At 69.1% G+C, this 17,297-nt stretch carries 13 protein-coding genes; 5 read left to right on the forward strand and 8 right to left on the reverse strand.

Annotated elements, in window-relative coordinates; translation table 11 throughout:
* The 5 genes from murJ to FE374_RS18955 all read left to right on the forward strand — a co-directional run bounded on the left by murJ (nucleotide 1) and on the right by FE374_RS18955 (nucleotide 8,078).
* The gene (gene murJ, locus FE374_RS19615) at nucleotides 1-3,996 is read left to right on the forward strand and encodes a murein biosynthesis integral membrane protein MurJ (protein WP_223173592.1); all 3,996 of its coding nucleotides are present in this window, start codon (nucleotides 1-3) and stop codon (nucleotides 3,994-3,996) included.
* Nucleotides 3,997-4,141: 145 nt separating this feature from the next.
* Nucleotides 4,142-5,140: a thioredoxin-disulfide reductase gene (gene trxB, locus FE374_RS18940; protein WP_139931120.1), complete on the forward strand. Its 999-nt coding sequence runs from the start codon at nucleotides 4,142-4,144 to the stop codon at nucleotides 5,138-5,140.
* Nucleotides 5,141-5,168: 28 nt separating this feature from the next.
* The gene (trxA, locus tag FE374_RS18945) at nucleotides 5,169-5,495 is read left to right on the forward strand and encodes a thioredoxin (protein WP_139931122.1); all 327 of its coding nucleotides are present in this window, start codon (nucleotides 5,169-5,171) and stop codon (nucleotides 5,493-5,495) included.
* A gap of 177 nt (nucleotides 5,496-5,672) precedes the next feature.
* Nucleotides 5,673-7,031: an aminotransferase-like domain-containing protein gene (locus tag FE374_RS18950; protein WP_139931124.1), complete on the forward strand. Its 1,359-nt coding sequence runs from the start codon at nucleotides 5,673-5,675 to the stop codon at nucleotides 7,029-7,031.
* Nucleotides 7,032-7,136: 105 nt separating this feature from the next.
* Nucleotides 7,137-8,078, forward strand: coding sequence for a D-alanine--D-alanine ligase family protein (locus FE374_RS18955; protein WP_139931718.1), 942 nt, complete (start codon nucleotides 7,137-7,139; stop codon nucleotides 8,076-8,078).
* An 80-nt stretch (nucleotides 8,079-8,158) separates the two neighbouring features.
* On the opposite strand, the gene FE374_RS18960 is transcribed toward FE374_RS18955, so the two are convergent.
* From FE374_RS18960 to rpmH, 8 genes are all read right to left on the reverse strand, one after another.
* Entirely contained in the window at nucleotides 8,159-9,592 is a 1,434-nt protein-coding gene (locus FE374_RS18960; protein ID WP_139931126.1) for a ParB/RepB/Spo0J family partition protein, read from the reverse strand.
* On the reverse strand, nucleotides 9,589-10,602 hold the full coding sequence (locus FE374_RS18965; protein WP_330998428.1) for a ParA family protein: 1,014 nt from the start codon (nucleotides 10,600-10,602) through the stop codon (nucleotides 9,589-9,591). Before FE374_RS18965 ends, FE374_RS18960 begins: the two co-directional genes overlap by 4 nt.
* Nucleotides 10,603-13,646: 3,044 nt before the next feature.
* Entirely contained in the window at nucleotides 13,647-14,246 is a 600-nt protein-coding gene (gene rsmG, locus FE374_RS18970; RefSeq protein ID WP_139931128.1) for a 16S rRNA (guanine(527)-N(7))-methyltransferase RsmG, read from the reverse strand.
* A gap of 70 nt (nucleotides 14,247-14,316) precedes the next feature.
* Nucleotides 14,317-14,856, reverse strand: coding sequence for a Jag family protein (locus tag FE374_RS18975; RefSeq protein ID WP_139931130.1), 540 nt, complete (start codon nucleotides 14,854-14,856; stop codon nucleotides 14,317-14,319).
* Nucleotides 14,857-14,920: 64 nt separating this feature from the next.
* Nucleotides 14,921-16,093 carry a membrane protein insertase YidC gene (yidC, locus tag FE374_RS18980; RefSeq protein ID WP_139931132.1) on the reverse strand — a complete coding sequence of 391 codons (1,173 nt, stop codon included), beginning with the start codon at nucleotides 16,091-16,093 and terminating at the stop codon, nucleotides 14,921-14,923.
* 12 nt (nucleotides 16,094-16,105) lie between these two features.
* Nucleotides 16,106-16,444: a membrane protein insertion efficiency factor YidD gene (gene yidD, locus FE374_RS18985; RefSeq protein WP_456319105.1), complete on the reverse strand. Its 339-nt coding sequence runs from the start codon at nucleotides 16,442-16,444 to the stop codon at nucleotides 16,106-16,108.
* Between the two features lie 71 nt (nucleotides 16,445-16,515).
* Nucleotides 16,516-16,902: a ribonuclease P protein component gene (gene rnpA / locus FE374_RS18990; protein WP_139931136.1), complete on the reverse strand. Its 387-nt coding sequence runs from the start codon at nucleotides 16,900-16,902 to the stop codon at nucleotides 16,516-16,518.
* A 9-nt stretch (nucleotides 16,903-16,911) separates the two neighbouring features.
* Nucleotides 16,912-17,049, reverse strand: a complete 138-nt coding sequence (gene rpmH / locus FE374_RS18995) for a 50S ribosomal protein L34 (RefSeq protein ID WP_098483823.1) — start codon at nucleotides 17,047-17,049, stop codon at nucleotides 16,912-16,914.
* Nucleotides 17,050-17,297: the final 248 nt, after the last annotated feature.

Below are 17,297 nucleotides of genomic sequence, written 5' to 3' on the forward strand. Positions count from 1 at the left end.
ATGGACGAGCCCCGCTCCCGAGGTCTCGCGGGCTCCTCGGCGGTGATGTTCGCCGGCACGCTGGTCTCCCGGCTGCTCGGCGTGGTCCGCAGCCCGCTGCTCATCGGCGCCGCGATCGGCATCAACTACGGCGCGGCCAACTCGTTCTTCGTGGCCAACAAGCTGCCGAACATCATCTACATGCTCATCGCCGGCGGCGTCCTCAACGCCGTCCTCGTCCCGCAGATCGTCCGGGCGCTCAAGCAGCACGACGACGGCGGCCAGGCGTACGTCAACCGGCTCGTCACCCTCGCGGTCGTGGGCCTCGCGGCGGTGACGGCGCTGCTCACCGCGGGCGCACCCGTCCTCGTCTCGATCTTCGCCGACACGCTCGCGCCCCAGTGGTACGACCTCGCCGTCGCCTTCGGGTACTGGTGCATCCCGCAGGTGTTCTTCTACGGCATGTACACGGTGCTCGGGCAGATCCTCAACGCCCGCGGCATCTTCGGGCCGTACATGTGGGCGCCGGTGCTCAACAACGTCGTCGCCATCGCCGGCCTGGTGCTGTACCTGGCCGTCTTCGGCGGGGTGGGCACGACCGACCCGAACGACGCCGCGGTGTGGACGGCTGGCCGGGTCGCCCTGCTCGCGGGCACCGCCACCCTGGGCGTGGCCTCGCAGGCGCTGGTCCTGATCGTCCCGCTGCGCCGGGCCGGGTTCCGGTACCGGCCCGACCTCACCATGCGCGGGTCCGGCCTGGGCAGGGCCAGCCGGATGGCGATGTGGGTCTTCGCCACGCTGACCGCCGGGCAGGTCAGCACGGTGATGATCTCCCGCGCCGCGGCGCGCGCCACCGACATCAGCGACAACGCGCTGGACGTGGCCGGCAACGCCGCCTACGACACCGCGTACCTGGTGTACAGCCTGCCCATCTCCCTGGTCGTGGTCTCGCTGGTGACCGCCCTGTTCACGCGCATGGCCGGCAGCGCCGCCGGCAAGGACCTGACGGCGGTGCGTGCGGACCTCTCCCTCGGCCTGCGCACCGTGGGGGTGTTCACCGTGTTCGCCGCCGGCGGGCTCATGGTGCTCGCGCTGCCCGTGGTCCGGGTGATCACGGGCACGGTGTCCTACACCGAGGCGCAGTCGGTGGCCCGGGTGGTGGTGGCGATGCTCGTCGGGCTGGTCGGCGTCGGGGCCTTCACCGTGGTCCAGCGGGTCTACTACGCCTTCGAGGACGCGCGGCGCCTCTTCTGGCTGCAGCTGCCGATGATCGCGATCGTCGCGGCCGGCGCCGGGGCCGCGATGCTGCTCCCCCCGGAGTGGACCGTGGTGGGCATCGGGGCGGCGATGTCCCTGTCCAACACGGTGGGTGCAGCCGTGACCTATCTGGCGCTGCGCCGCCACCTGCCCAGTCTCGACGGCGGTCGGGTGCTGCGCACCCACCTGCGCCTGCTGCTCGCCGCGACGCCCGCCACGCTGCTCGGCTGGGGCCTGCTGCACCTCCTCGGTACGAGCTCGGACGACCTCAGCGTGATCGGGGCGCTGTGGCGCACGGTCGTCGTCGGTGGCGTGATGCTCATGGCGTACGTCGCCCTGCTCCGGCTGCTGCGTGTGGACGAGCTCGGCACCATCGCCCGCCCCGTGGGCCGGATGGTCGCCGCGGCGGGGCGGCGCGTGCCCGGCCCGGTCGGGACGCTCCTGGTGCGGTTCGGGCACCTGATCGGCGGGGCCCGCCCACCGGGGCGTGGGGTCGCGGACGGCCCCGGCCCGGACGACGGTGGACCGGCCGGACCTGGCGACGGCGGGCCCGTCGGACCTGGCGACGGCGGGCCCGTCGGTCCGCACGATCCCGACGGGGGGCCCGACTCGATGACCGCCGAGGAATCGGCACCGCTGCGTACACTCGGCCCCAACCGCCACCACGGGGCGGACGTGCGACCGGGTGAGGGGGGCGGCACGGTGCTGGACGCGGAGAGCGAGCAAGTCGGAACCGATCGCACGCTCGGCGGCCGGTACGCGATCCACGGCACCCCGTTGCGTGCGCGGGCCGGCGCCGTGGAGTGGCGCGCGCACGACACGATCCTCGACCGCGAGGTCCAGGTGCTCGTCCTGCCGCCCGAGGGCCGGCACAACGCGCTCGTGCTCGACGCCGCCCGCCGTGCCGCGCTGGTCGAGGACCACCGGCTGCTCCGCGTCCTGGACGTCGACGACGAGGACGCCCGACCCCACGTGGTCACCGAGAAGGTGCGCGGCTCAGACCTCGGCACGCTGAGCCGGCGTGGCGGTCTGCCGCCCGCCCAGGCCCGCGCCGTCATCGGCGAGGTGGCCAGCGCGCTGGAGTCGGCGCGCCGGCACGGGGTGCACCACCTGGCGCTGGCGCCGGAGAGCATCGTGGTCTCCGACGACGGCCACGTGCTCGTCACCGGTCTCGCCACCGACGCCGCGCTCGTCGGCGCCGGTGAGGACGACGAGTCCCCGCTCGCCACCACGCGGCAGGACGCGGTGGACCTCGTGCGCCTGCTCTACCTGGCGTTGACCGGGACGTGGCCGGAGCCACCCGGCGGCGAGCCGCCCGCCCCGGTGGACGAGCTGCGCCCCGGTGTCCCGCAGGACCTGGCCGAGCTGTGCGCAGGCACCTTGGCCGACGGCGGCGGACCCCACAGCACGGGCGAGCTCATCCGGCTGCTGGCCCCGTGGCCGGACGTGGACCCCGCGCTGATGCCCGGCCCGGTCCCACCACCGCCGCCACCGCCGGCGTCCGGGGTTGCCCCGGCGTCCGTGCCTGCCGCAGCTGACCCCTCGGTGCCTGCCGAGCCGGCCGCACCGCCTGTGCCGCCCCACACGTCCCCCGGCCAGGCGCACACCGAGGTCCCCGCCCCACCCCACACAGAGACCGACGACCGGTCGGCCACCACCAACGCCACTGACGGCCCGCGAACGGTGCTCCCGCACGCCGCCGCGGTCGAGCGCCCCGTCCCCCCGCCGGGTACGCCCCTGCACTGGGCACCCCACCGCCCCTCCACCACCGACGCCCCGGAGTTCAGCACCATCCTCGACGACGACCCCGAGACCTATCGCCCCGGCCTGACGGACACCCTCACGGGACTGACCGCCGTCGCGTCGGACGCGGCCCGCACCGCGGCGACATCGGTGGCGTCCGGCACCAGGCGCGTGGTCTCCCGGACCAAGGAGGTCTCGTCCGGCACCAGACACCTCGCAGACGGCGCGAGCGCCGCGGCCGGCTCCGCCGGCAAGGGCCTGAGGTCCACCCTGAGCGCCGGGCGCGAGCGACTCGGCGCCACGTGGGGCGAGCGGCGCGCACCGGGGGCCGGCACGGCCGACGACCAGCGCCGTCCGGTCGCTGGCGACGTGGACGGCCCCGAGGTGCCCTTCAAGGAACGCCGGATGGACCCGACGCCAGTGGTTCTCGTGGGGGTCGGCCTGCTCGTGCTGGTGCTGCTCTTCGTGGCGATGCGCATCCTCTTCGCGCCCCCGGCACCCGTCTCCCTCCCCGAGCCGTCGGCCGCCGCGACGCCCACCACCTCGGCGTCGCCGTCGCCCGCGCCGAGCACGGCCGCCCCCGCCACGGTGACACCCGTCGTCGCCTCGCTCGCACCGGTCGACCCGCAGGGTGACGGCGCCGAGAACCCCACCTTGACGCCGCTGGCACTTGACGGCGACACCGCGACCTGGTGGCGTTCGCGCAGCTACGTGAACCCGGCGTACGGCATGAAGGAGGGCATCGGGCTGGCCGTGTCGCTAGCGCAGCGTACGCAGGTCAGCCGGGTGGAGATCGACCTGCACGGCACCGGCGGCCTCGTGCAGGTGCGCTCGACCACACCCGGGGCCCCCACGGACGGCCCGGTGCTGGCCGAGGGCGAGATGGGCCCCGGCACCGTCCTCACCTTCACCGAGCCGGTCGAGACCGAGAGCCTCGTGCTGTGGTTCCCGCGCCTGCCCGTGGCGGACTCCGACGGGAAGAACCGCATCGAGCTGAGCGAGCTGCGCCTCGGGTGACGGCCGGCACGCCGCCGGACCCGGGAGTGCCTGGGTCGGGGGAACATCGGACACGTACGATCTGTTGTAGGAGACAGGACCGGGCCTCGCCACACCAGCGTGGGCCCGGCTCGTCCGCGAATCTCTACCTGAGCGAGGAACACGCATGACCGAGGAGACCAGCACGCCCGAGGTGCGGGACGTCATCATCGTCGGGTCCGGCCCGGCGGGCTACACCGCGGCGATCTACGCGGCGCGGGCCAACCTGCGCCCGGTGGTCTTCGCTGGTTCGATCACCGCCGGCGGTGCCCTGATGAACACCACCGAGGTGGAGAACTTCCCCGGCTTCGAGCACGGCATCCTCGGCCCCGAGCTGATGGAGCAGATGCAGAAGCAGGCGCAGCGCTTCGGGGCCGAGGTCCGTTACGAGGACGTCGTCTCCGTCGATCTGACGGGCGAGATCAAGACCGTCACCACCGACGACGACGAGACGTTCGCCGCGCGAGCGGTGATCCTCGCCAACGGGTCCGCGTACCGCAAGCTCGGCCTGGCCGAGGAGGAGCGCTTCTCTGGGCGCGGCGTGTCCTGGTGCGCCACCTGCGACGGATTCTTCTTCCGCGACCAGCACCTCGTGGTCGTCGGCGGCGGGGACTCCGCGATGGAGGAGGCCACGTTCCTGACCCGGTTCGCCTCCAAGGTGACCGTGGTCCACCGGCGCGACTCCCTCCGGGCCTCGAAGATCATGGCCGACCGTGCCATGAGCAACGAGAAGATCGAGTTCGCGTGGAACAGTGAGATCGCCGCGATCACCGGGGAGAACAAGGTCGGCTCCGTGACCCTGCGGGACACCGTCACCGGCGAGACCCGCGAGCTGGACGCCACCGGCGTCTTCGTGGCCATCGGCCACGACCCGCGCACCGAGATCCTCGCCGGTCAGGTCGACCTGGACGACGCGGGCTACATCAAGGTCGCCTCCCCCTCCACCGCGACGAACATCCCCGGCGTGTTCGCCGCCGGCGACGCCGTCGACCACACCTACCGTCAGGCCATCACGGCCGCCGGCACAGGCTGCGCCGCCGCGCTGGACGCCGAGCGATACCTCGCCGCCCTCGGCGAGGCCGCTGCCCCGGCCCCCGACGTCGCGCAGACCCCCGCCATCGCCTGACCGACCACCGCGTGCCCGAGGAGAACTCATGAGCAACGTCCCCGCCGTCACCGACGACACCTTCGACACCGAGGTCCTCAACTCCGAGGTCCCCGTCCTGGTCGACTTCTGGGCCGAGTGGTGCGCACCGTGCCGCCAGATGGCCCCGATCATCGACGAGATCGCCGGCGCCCACGGCTCGAAGATGAAGTTCGTCAAGCTCGACACGGACACCAACCCCGGCGTCGCGCAGCGCTACGGGATCGTCTCCATCCCCACGTTCAACGTCTACGTCGGCGGTGAGCTCGTGAAGTCGGTGGTGGGCGGTCGCCCGAAGAAGGCGCTCGTGGAGGAGCTCGACGAGTTCCTCAGCTGAGCTTCGTCGTTCCAGACTCGCGCCCCCGCCGGCCCACGCCGGCGGGGGCGTCGTCGTTCCCGCGGACGATGCCGTTCCGCACGGCGAGGCGGCGGCACGAGGCACAACGGCGCAGTGGCACACTGCAGGGACGGGTCGCGGCAGGCGCGGCAGGGACAACTCTCGAGGAGAACGACCATGAGCACTCCGGGTGCGCAGGCAGGCCACGGCGAGCACGGCACGCGGGGCACCGCTGCTGCTGCCGCCGCCGCCGGCACCCGGCTCGACCCCTGGTTCTCCAGCTACGCCGACCGCGCCCACGGCATGCGTGCGTCGGAGGTGCGCTCCCTCTTCGCCGTCGCGAACCGTCCCGAGGTCGTCTCGCTAGCAGGCGGCATGCCCAACATCGACGGGCTGCCGCTGGAGCACCTCGCCGAGATGACGGCCAAGCTGCTGCGCGACCGCGGTACGAAGGCACTGCAGTACGGCGGCGGACAGGGCGAGGAGGAGCTGCGCGAGCAGATCGTCGAGGTGATGCGCTACGACCACATCGCCGCCCACCCCGACGACGTCGTCGTCACCACCGGCTCACAGCAGGCGCTGGACCTGGTCACCGAGATCTTCGTCAACCCCGGCGACGTCGTCGTCGCGGAGGCCCCGAGCTACGTGGGCGCCCTGGGTGTCTTTCGTGCGTACCAGGCGGACGTGGTGCACGTGGCCATGGACGACGACGGCCTGGTGCCGGCCGAGCTGGAGCGCACCCTCACCGAGCTCGAGCGGGCCGGGCGGCGGGTGAAGTTCCTCTACACGATCCCGAACTTCCACAACCCGGCAGGCGTCAGCCTCTCCCTGGAACGGCGCCCCCAGATCGTGGAGATCTGCCGCCGGCACCACGTGCTCATCCTCGAGGACAACCCGTATGGCCTGCTGGGGTTCGACGCCGATCCCCTCCCCTCGCTCAAGAGCTACGACTCCGACGGCGTCGTCTACCTCGGGTCCTTCTCCAAGACGTTCGCGCCGGGCTACCGGGTCGGGTGGGCGGCCGCACCGCACGCCGTACGGGAGAAGCTGGTGCTCGCGAGCGAGTCGGCGATCCTGTCGCCGTCGAACATGGGCCAGCTCTCCATCGCCACCTACCTGTCCAGCTACGACTGGTACGGCCAGGTGAAGGAGTACCGGCAGATGTACCGCGCCCGGCGCGACGCCATGCTCGGTGCCCTTGCGGAGTTCCTCCCCGAGGCGAGGTGGACGGTGCCGGACGGCGGTTTCTACACCTGGGTGACGCTGCCCGCCGGCCTGGACGCCCAGGCGATGCTGCCCCGCGCGGTCACGAATCTGGTGGCGTACGTGTCGGGGACGGCGTTCTACGCCGATGGGCAGGGCCGGGACCACATGCGTCTCTCGTTCTGCTACCCGACGCCGGAGCGCATCCGCGAGGGCGTTCGCCGGCTGTCCAGCGTGGTGCGCGCCGAGGCAGAGCTCGTCGACATGTTCGGCACCTCGCCGAACACCCGGCGCAGCGAGACCGTCGAGATCCCGTCGCCGGATCAGGTGTAAGAGAGGAACGTGATGACCGACCCCGACCCGACGTCCGGGCCCACCCCCACGATCGACGCCCCCACTCCTAGGGGTGCCGACTCAAGCGGACGAGAGGTGGCCGATATGCCGACGGTGGCGATCTTGGCGGGTGGCCTTTCGCACGAGCGGGACATCTCCCTGCGGTCCGGCCGCCGTGTCGCGACGGCGCTGCGCGACCGTGGGCTGTCGGTGTCCGTCATGGACGTGGACGCGGGCCTGATCCCGGCGCTGGACCGGCTGCGGCCAGACGTGGTGTGGCCTCTCGTCCACGGGTCCACCGGGGAGGACGGCTCACTCCAGGACCTGCTCAACCTCCTCGGACTGCCGTACGTCGGCACGCTCGCGGCGGGCTGCCGGCTTGCGTCCAACAAGCCGGTGGCCAAAGCGGTGCTCAGGAGTGCCGGTCTACCGACGCCGAACTACGCAGCATTTCCGCAGTCGCTGTTCCGGGAGGTGGGCGCACAGGCCGTGCTGAACGCGGTGGAGGCGCGGCTCGAGGTCCCCTTGGTTGTCAAGCCCGCCAGCGGCGGCTCCGCGCTGGGCGTGAGCCTGGTGGAGAGCCGCGACCAGCTGCCCGACGCCATGGTGTCCTGCTTTGCGTACGGCGACGTGGCACTGGTCGAGACCGCCGTCACGGGCATCGAGGTGGCAGTCTCCGTCGTCGACCTCGGGGAGGGCCCGCGGGCGCTGCCTGCGGTCGAGATTGTCACCGAAGGCCCGTACGACTACGACGCGCGCTACAACGCCGGCCGCAGCGAGTACTTCGTGCCCGCGCGGCTGAACGAGGAGCAGACCCGGACGGTCAGCGACCTCGCCGTCGCGGTGCACACCACCCTGGGGCTGCGGCACCTCTCACGCACCGACATGATCCTCGATGTTGACGGCACGGCGTGGTTCCTCGACGTCAACGTGGCGCCCGGCATGACCGAGACCTCGCTCTTCCCGCAGGCCGCCCAGGCCGCGGGGGATGTCGACGACATCTACATCGGCATCGTGCGCGCCGCAGCCGTCGCTGCGCAGGTCTAGTCACACGCGCGAAGGCACGTCTACAGACAGCCACCAAGGCCCCGGCGATCAGGCGATCGCCGGGGCCTTGGTTGTCTGGGTCAGTTCTGGCTGCCGAGACCCTGGTCCGCGACCACCGGCGCCTCCCCAGGAGCAAGGACGTCCAGGATGCGGGTGAGGTCGTCCATGCTGGCGAACTCGATCGCGATGCGGCCCTTGCGCTGGCCGAGGTTGACCTTCACGCGCGTGTCGAACCGGTCAGCAAGCCGCGCGGCCACGTGGTTCAGCACCTCGCTGTGTGCTCCCGCCCGGGGTCGGCGGCGCATCTCCGGTGCCACCGGTTCGTCACCGAGCGCGACGATCTCCTCTGTCGCGCGCACGCTCAGGCCCTCTGCCACGATCCTCTGCGCGAGGCGCTCCATCGCCGCGCCGTCGGACAGGCCCAAGAGTGCGCGGGCATGCCCGGCTGAGAGCACACCCGCCGCGACGCGGCGCTGCACGAGGGGAGGGAGCTTGAGGAGGCGCAGCGTGTTCGAGATCTGGGGACGGGAGCGGGCGATGCGTGCGCCGAGCTCGTCGTGCGTGCAACCGAAGTCCTCGAGGAGCTGGCTATAGGCGGCGGCCTCTTCGAGCGGGTTGAGGTCCGCTCGGTGGAGGTTCTCCAGCAAGGCGTCTCGCAGGAGGTTTCCATCGGAGGTGTCCCGGATGATTGCCGGCACGGTGTCGTTTCCGGCCTGTTCGGACGCCCGCCAGCGCCGCTCACCCATGATGAGTTCGTAGCGAGCCTCGGGCGAGTCAGTGATCGGCGCAGTCAGTGGTCGCACCACAACCGGCTGCAGCACGCCGACCTCGCGGATCGAGGCGGCGAGCTCGTCGAGCTCTTCCTCGTCGAAGATCTGCCGGGGCTGCCGCGTGTTCGGGACGATCGCATTGACCGGAAGCTCGGCGAACGTGGCCCCGGGGACCGGGACGAGCCCATCGTCCTCTGCTGTCTCGCTCCCCGCCTCAGCCGGGCTGGTCTCGGCGTGTGCAGCGCCGGCGTCTGGCGCCGCTGCGGGCGAGTAGGTGGCGGCGGGCACCGCGCCACCGGTGGGTTCGGCGGGCGTCACGACGACCGGTGCCGCTTCGTTCACTAGCTCGCTCTCGGCCGACTCGGTGGCTTCAGCCTGAGCCGATGGGGCGGTCGAAGCGGCCGCCTTGGCCGGGCTGGCTCCGGTGCCGCTCTTGGCCGGCGTGGTCTTGCGGGCCTTGGCTGCACTGGCCGACCGTGACTTTGCCGCTTTGCTGGGCTGCATGAGCGCGTTCGCGGCTTTCCGCGCCGCGCTCGGGCCGTCTGCAGTCGGGGCGGGGTCTGCTGCCGGGAGGGCCGCATCAGGGGTGGCGAGCTCGACGACGGCCTCATCCCCGGACGACGCCGTCGTTGAGGAGGGTTGGAAGAACATGTCCGCGGGTCGGGAAGCGGTGGCCGTCTGCGTCGGACCGCTCGGGATCAGGGCACCGATCCCCCTGCCCAGGCCACGCCGCTTCTCGCTCATCGGTTGTCCTCCTCGGCCGAGGCCGCACTCGTGTCGTGATTCGTCTGCGTCGCGCGCGCCGCGACCTCCTGGGCCGCCTCCATGTAGGCGAGGGCGCCGGACGAGCCTGGATCGTAGGTCAGGACGGTCTGTCCATAGCTCGGTGCCTCAGAGATCCTCACCGATCGGGGGATCGTGGCCGCCAGTGTCTCGAGCGGGAAGTGCTCACGGACCTCGTCAGCGACCTCTCTCGCGAGATTGGTCCGCTTGTCGAACATGGTCAGCAGAATCGTCGACACATGTAGATTGGGGTTGAGGTGGCCTCGTATGAGCTCAATGTTGTTTAGGAGCTGGCTGAGACCCTCCAGGGCGTAGTACTCGCACTGGATCGGGATCATGACCTCGCGCGCTGCGACAAAGGCGTTGATCGTCAAGAGGCCCAGGCTGGGCGGGCAGTCGATCAGGACGTAGTCCAGCCGGTCGAGACCCTCGTGCGACCGCCAGTGCAGATACGCCTCGACGGCGGTTCGCAGACGGTTCTCCCGCGCCACTTTGGAGACAAGCTCGATCTCTGCGCCAGACAGGTCGATCGTAGCGGGCACGACCAGCAAGCCGGGGATCGCCGCACATTCCTGGACGACTTCAGAAATCGGAGTTCCCTCGATGACCACGTCGTAAGTGGAGGGCACCCCGGCGTGGTGATCGATGCCGAGTGCCGTAGAGGCGTTCCCCTGCGGGTCGTTGTCGATCACCAGAACATTGAGTCCTCCGTTGGCCAGTGCCCCGGCTATGTTCACCGTGGTGGTCGTCTTGCCGACGCCGCCTTTCTGGTTGGCGATGGTGAAGATCCGCGTCTCTGTCGGCCTATCAAACTTGGCGCCTTGAAGACGGATCCGCCGGCGCGAATCCTCGGCAAGCTGCGCGGCAAGGGGGGTGGTGTCATCGGCCTCTGGCACGCTTTGAAGTAGGGCGGCGCGTCGCAGTGCATCCGCGCCAGCGCGTTCCTGACCTGCAGTGATGCCCTGAGGCACGCCCACTTCGTCATGCGGAGGCACGTCGTCCCCTTCGTTCGATGGAGTAGCCCACGCTCAATGGTAATGGCGGCCGAGCGGTTCTTCGGCACGCCTGTGGGTGAGTCGGGTTTCACGTGAAACGCTCGTCACGTACCGCATAAGCGGTCTTCCGCGGGCTCCCATCACCGGTAGTTCGTACGGTCCTGGTCCGGCGTCCGCTCGGGTTAGCGGGCACGAGCGTAGGGATGTTTGGCGTCCCTGGTGCTCAAGCCCAGGACCGCTCCGCTCCTCCTCGACCACCCTCACGATCGGCCGCAGCCGCCCGGGTAGGGGCGCCGTGTTTCACGTGAAACACGGGTTATGAACCGCACGTACGGACTCCGAGATCAGATTCGCTCAACCACTTGTACCGTAGCGCGCGTGCTCGGTCGCGTCCTCGTGGCGCGGGCACAGCCCGAGAGCCTAGGTCCGACATACTGAGGGGCAGGCCGCAGTTGTGGTTTCACGTGAAACCCAGCGCCATCACGTCCTGGCCATCCATGCCGCTGCAGCAGGCCGGTCCCTCATTCGCTGAAGGCCCGCGCATCGACCGCCACTGGTGCTCCTGTAGAGGATCAGGTTCAAGGTTGCAGCGAATGGTCGCGGTGCAATTGTCAAACCGAAGTTTCGGCTACCCCCGCCAATACTCCGCTCTACCGGCGCATGCGGCGTTAAGGGAAGCCTCGACACGAGGACCGCGGACCGTCACCGGAGTTTCACGTGAAACGAGCGCAGCTCTTTCGTCTCGAAAGCGAGTACAGCCGAGATCTCGTCTCGGTCAGCTGCACCGCCACGGCGCGAGTCTTCACACCAGCACGCCCTGAGTGCCACAACGCTTCAGCATGCTCTGTTGTCGATCACCAAACGTGCGCCAACTACGGGCTGCATTCGTGTTCCACGTGAAACGACGCACACCTGCCAGCCTCGTGGAGCGTCACCGTAGCACCGCGCCCGGCCGGTGCCATCTTTAGGTGCATCCCATGGCCGGCTCATAAGATCCGACCCAGACTTACTCTGTTCGGCAGGGTCGGGTACCGCGCAAGGCATTCGGGCGAAAGCTAAACCCTGGCCGCGCGGCCACGCGTCTGAGCTAAACGGGCTCTACGTGCTGTTCCGAAGCGCATCCGGACTCCAAGTGGGCGCACAGCGCAGCGGCATTACGTCGGTTTCACGTGAAACAGACATCTCCGAGCGGGTCGTCGAGGTACAAATCCAGGAATTCAAGACTAGGGACAACAGGTGCGCCGTCTACCGCCTGCGAAGCCCTCAGTTGGGCAATTCTTGATCGGCCCGCTGAACTTCCCGTCCCTGCCCTTTATCATCGCTGACTGTGCCTTCAGTTCTCCGCCGCCGGAGTCGTGCTTGTCACGAACTCAAGCACCCATCGGCGCGATTAACGCCGCAGGGAGTCAGCCGTATCGAGACCGTCCGAGCGAGTTGGACCTTCGATCGCCGGCGTGCCGCGGTTCGGGTGAAACGTGGCTACGCCCGGGCGAACTGAACCGTTCGATCCTCGACCGGACCTAGTTTCACGTGAAACGTGGACGGCGATGTTGATCCACTGGACATGTAGGTCGACCAAAACCCCCCATGCTGGCACGGGCCCGTGTTGCTTCATAGGTGGCGCCGTTTGGCGATTCCGCGCCTTCCGGCGGCACACTCCAACGGCGGCGATACCGTCCCTCCTGAACGGGTGGTCCGTCGCCTCGGGAACGGGCCAACCGCACGGCGTGCTTCTTGGCAAAGTTCTGGGGCTGCTTGTACTCACGTCGAACCGGAGCCGCGGGGACATCTACCGCCGATCGGATGAACTTGGCTGGCTCAGGTCTCAAGGTGCCTCAATTCACCCGCCGCAAGACCTGCATCACGTGCCGAGTTCCGGGTGCGTCTATGAGTGGGGGCCCTGTCACGCGGCTTCAGCGAACGCGAGCTGCTCACCACCACGACCCTGAAGCCACGCCCACAAGAGGTGGCGACTCTCTTAACACTCGGACGGCGAGCGTCCAAACTCCTGCGTTGATGCATCGCGAACCTGATTTGTTCGGCGGCTGCCCGGCCGTTCCACGTGAAACGTGGCTTCAAAGCGTCCACCAGCCGCCCCCGCGCCGCCGATGGTTCGGCCTTCGTATCGCCCTACTGCTCAGGGTGTGGGTGAGTTGCTTGCTCCTTCAGGAACAACGACGGCGCTGATGGATACTGTGCGGTTCATCAACGGCGATTACCGCCATACTCGGGCGACCCGCTAAAGACCTGGCCGGCGCCCACACCTGCTCGCGTCCGGCGCCCTGCTTCGTCCCCCGGGACCGGTGTCGACCTTGCGGGTTCGGTGACGCGGCCGTGGGAAAGCGAGGCGAAAGAAGAACGCGCACATCACCTCGACGTCGGGTCCCCGCCGGTTCCACGTGAAACCCGCAATCACAACGACCAAAGGCCGACCCCTTCGGGCGCTATTCTGTCCAACCCAGGTGTTAGAAGGGCGACGGACCTACGACGTTAAATCGCTACACGCGGGGCACATCGACTCGGCGGATCCGGCGTGTGGTGTTTCACGTGAAACGAGACCAAGTGCCGTGTGCGCGACCCGTGGCGTGGGGCCACCGACTCCGGGGTCGAAGCATTCGTCCAACGCCCACTCCGACACATCAACCGGCGCACGCGGGTCGTCGCAAAGGCGGCGGCCGCCGACTAAGAAGAGGGATCCGCGGGGTTCATCCACAGCGTTAGGCACAGCGGTGGATTACCGTACCGTCCTCGCGCATTCCGGGGGAACACGGCGTATGCGCAGGTCAGGACACATCTCCGCACCGCTGCTCAGCCGTAACCCGCCCGCTAGGGCGCAGTCGAGGCGCCATCGACTTCGTGATACACACAGGTGTGGATACCTCGGTGGAAAACCTCACACTCCGTCCGTACGTTCGGCACGAGTGCTCGCGCGTCCGAGGGCCGCGGTCGATCCGTGAGACCGGCAGTTGATAACCGTTATCAGTAGGCACGGCCCACCGGCAGTGGTGACGAGCGGGAAGTCACCGGCGCTTCGCCACCACCACGGTCGTCTGCTCGACCCCTTCGACAGGTTGAACCTGATGAACCGTTGCCTCCACAATGCCGAGCTTCCGCAGCACGTACTTGGCCGTGGCGACTTCGTCGGCCGCGCGTTGTCCCTTGAGCGCGACCAGTGTTCCACCACTCTTCAGGAGCGGAACGGTCCAGCGTGCGAGCTTGTCGAGCGCGGCCACGGCACGCGCCGTCACGTGGTCAAAGGTGCGCCTTCTGTGCAGTTCCTCCGCCCGGGCGTGGTGCAAGATCACGTTGTCGAGGCCGATCTCGTCCACCACGTCCGAGAGCCAGGCGATGCGCCGCTCCATGGGCTCGACCAGGTGAAGCTCGAGATCGGGACGCACGATGGCGAGGACCAGTCCTGGAAACCCTGCGCCCGAGCCGACGTCGGCCACCGCGGCGTCGGCGCCGAGGAAGGGGGCCGCTGCAGCCGAGTTCACCAGGTGTCGGGCCCAGAGTCGGGGCAGTTCCCGTGGCCCGATCAGGCCTCTGAGCTCGCCTTCCTCCGCAAGCATCTGCGCGAAGTGCTCGATCGGCGCCCAGGCGATGCCGAAGTACGCCCGCATCGCGTCCGTCGGAACCTCGACTTCTCCAGCACCCGACCCCGGCTCCGTTCCTAGCGACACCTGTAGCCGATCAGGCCGGGTGGATGACGACGTGGCGGTTCGGCTCGACGCCCTCAGAGTCGCTCACCAGCCCGGCCGCCGCCACGACGTCATGCACGACCTTGCGCTCGAACGGGTTCATGGCCGCCAGCGACGACCGGTCTCCGGACGCACGCACCTTGGCGATCGCCTCGTTGGCGATGTCCGTCAGCTCGGCCTTCCGGTTGCGCCGATAGCTCGCAACATCGAGCATCAGCCGGCTGCGCTCGCCAGTCTTCGCCTGTACGGCGAGCCGGGTCAGCTCCTGCAGAGCGTCCAGGACCTCGCCCTCCGTGCCCACCAGCCGGCGAAGCCACCGGTCGCCGGAGTCCTCCGAGACGATCTCGACCGCGGCTCGGCCATGGTCCACATCGATGTCGATGTCACCGTCGAGGTCGGCGATGTCGAGCAGCTCCTCGAGGTAGTCCGCAGCGATCTCGCCTTCCTCTTCGAGCCGCTTGACGGTCTCTGAGCTGGTGCTGCCTCCACGGGGCGTCTGGACCGACTCTTCCTCGCTCACAGGTGTCCTCATTTCGTCGTTCCGCCGCGGCGGCGGAGATGGCTTGGCCGGCAGTTACAAGGATCTGCCTGGGCAGTTACTTCTTCTTCTTCGCCTGCGACTTGCGCTTGGCCGCTGCGGCGCGTCGCTGCGCCGCGCGCTCCTCATAGCGCTTCTGCGCCCGCTCCGCGTCGGTGAGACCGTCCTTGCCCCGGACCTCGCCGTCACCGGTGATGTCGTCCTCGGGCTCGTCGCCCTCGGCTGCGTCAGGTGACGTAGCCGCAGTCGAACCAGCAGGCGGAATAGTGGCCGGGCCGGTCTTCTTGGCGCGGTCCTTCCGCTTGGGCTGTACGCGCTGGCCGCGCGGCTGCTCCTCCACCACCGCCGTGGACTCCTCCACCGGCGGCAGTCCACGCCGTGCCCGCTTCTTCGCGACGCGCTCCGCGCGCAGCCGTGCGGCCTCCGAGCCCGGCGCCGGCTGCTTACGGATCGTGTAGAACTGCTGGCCCATCGACCACAGGTTCGAGACCGACCAGTAGATGAGTACACCGATCGGGAAGTTGACGCCAGAGAAGGCGAAGACGAGCGGGAGGATGTACATCAGCATCTTCTGCTGACGTGCCATCGGGTTGTCCAAGGCCGAGGCCGGCATGTTCTTCATCGTCAGCTGGCGTTGCGTGAAGAACGTTGTCACGGACATCAAAATGATGAGGACGACCGTCACGACCTTGACCGTCGGGTCGGTCGTGGACAGGAACGTTTCCGAGATGGGTGCGCCGAACAGCGTGGAGCTCTCGGCCTGTGCGGCGAGCTCCTGGTCGAGCGGCCCGATGTTGTCGCCGCCTACGTAGGTCCCTTCGGCCAGCGGGCCGAGCGAGTTGAGCACCCGGAACAGCGCGAAGAAGATCGGCATCTGCAGCAGGATCGGCAGACAGGACGAGAACGGGTTCGCGCCGTGCTCGCGGTAGAGCGCCATCATCTCGGCCTGCATCTTCTGGCGCGATGCAGGGTCGGTCTTGTTCTTGTACTTCTTCTGCAGCTTCTGCATCTCCGGCTGCACCAGCTGCATGCTGCGGGAGGCTTTGATCTGCTTGAAGAACAACGGGATGATCAGGATCCGGATGACCACCGTGAGGCCGACGATGGAGAGCACCCAAGCCCAGCCGGAGCCGCCGGCCATGCCGATGAACACCAGCAGGTCATGGACGCGCACCATGATCCAGGCGACCGCCACCATGATTGGCGACAAGATCGTGTCGAGAAAGCCCATGCCCGTGTGCTCCTAGCGGTCCTTCGGCGCGCCCGTGCGCGCCCCCCATGTATCTGCAATGAGGGTACGGGGTTTCCCGTCCCCAACCACACCGTCCGCCGACGGTCCAGCCCGCTGGCCGGAGCCGTGCCACTGCCCGCGAGGCGGGACGTGGTCGACCCCGCCGAGACTCCACGGGTTACAACGCAGGAGCCGCCAACCGGCGAGCAGGCTGCCCTTGACCACTCCGTGTCGCCGCAGGGCCGTCACCGCGTACGCCGAGCACGATGGGTAGTACTTGCACGACGGCGGCAGCCAGGGGGAGACCACCAGCTGGTATGCGCGCACCAGCCCGACCACGGCCCAGGTCACCGGGTTGCGCGTTGGCCTGTCCGGAGTGGTGTCGACCTCACCCTGTCGGTCCGCCCGTGCACTGTCCTCGCTCATGAGCGCGACTGCTCGCGGGCACGACGGCCCTCGGCACGTGACCGAGCACCGGCAAGACCGGCGTCGAGTTCCCGAGCGAGCTCGGCCGAGGTGGCGCCGTCCGCGGCGGCAAGAGCCCGTACGACCACGCGCGTCCCAGGCTGAAGGGTCGTCACCCGCTCCCGCATCAGGGCACGAAGCCGCCGCTTGACGCGGTTGCGGTGGACGGCGATCCCCACTGACTTGGGCACGATGAAGCCGACCAGAGCAGGCGAACCTTCCCGGTCGGCTTCTTCGGTCAGCCTCAGGTGCACCACCAGCCGGCTAGCGCCGCTCCGGGCGCCGCGACGCACTGCGCCGCTGAACTCGTCCGAGCGGCGCATGCGGTGCCGGGCCGGCAGCACCGTCTGCCCTCAGGCAGAGAGCTCGGAACGCCCCTTGCGACGGCGCGCGGAGAGAATGGCGCGGCCGGCGCGGGTACGCATCCGCAGACGGAAACCGTGCACCTTGGCACGACGCCGGTTGTTCGGCTGGAAAGTCCGCTTGCTCACGGCATTACTCCAAAACGGTCGGTGAAACTCTTCAGGCCCCGCCACGTCCTGGCAGCGCACGTACATGTCCCGTGAACCTGCGCATGGGGCCCGGCGCCAGAAACCAGCGGGCACAACACAAGATCCGTCGGGACGGCCCACCCAAAGTACGCGAGCCCGCTCGACCCGGTCAATCCGAGGGCAACGTCGTGTTCCCCACATCGCTCACCGCCGCTGGCTCGCAACGCGGCGCCGTGACACCACCCACA

The organism is Georgenia yuyongxinii (assembly GCF_006352065.1).
Classification (GTDB): Bacteria; Actinomycetota; Actinomycetes; order Actinomycetales; family Actinomycetaceae; genus Georgenia; species Georgenia yuyongxinii.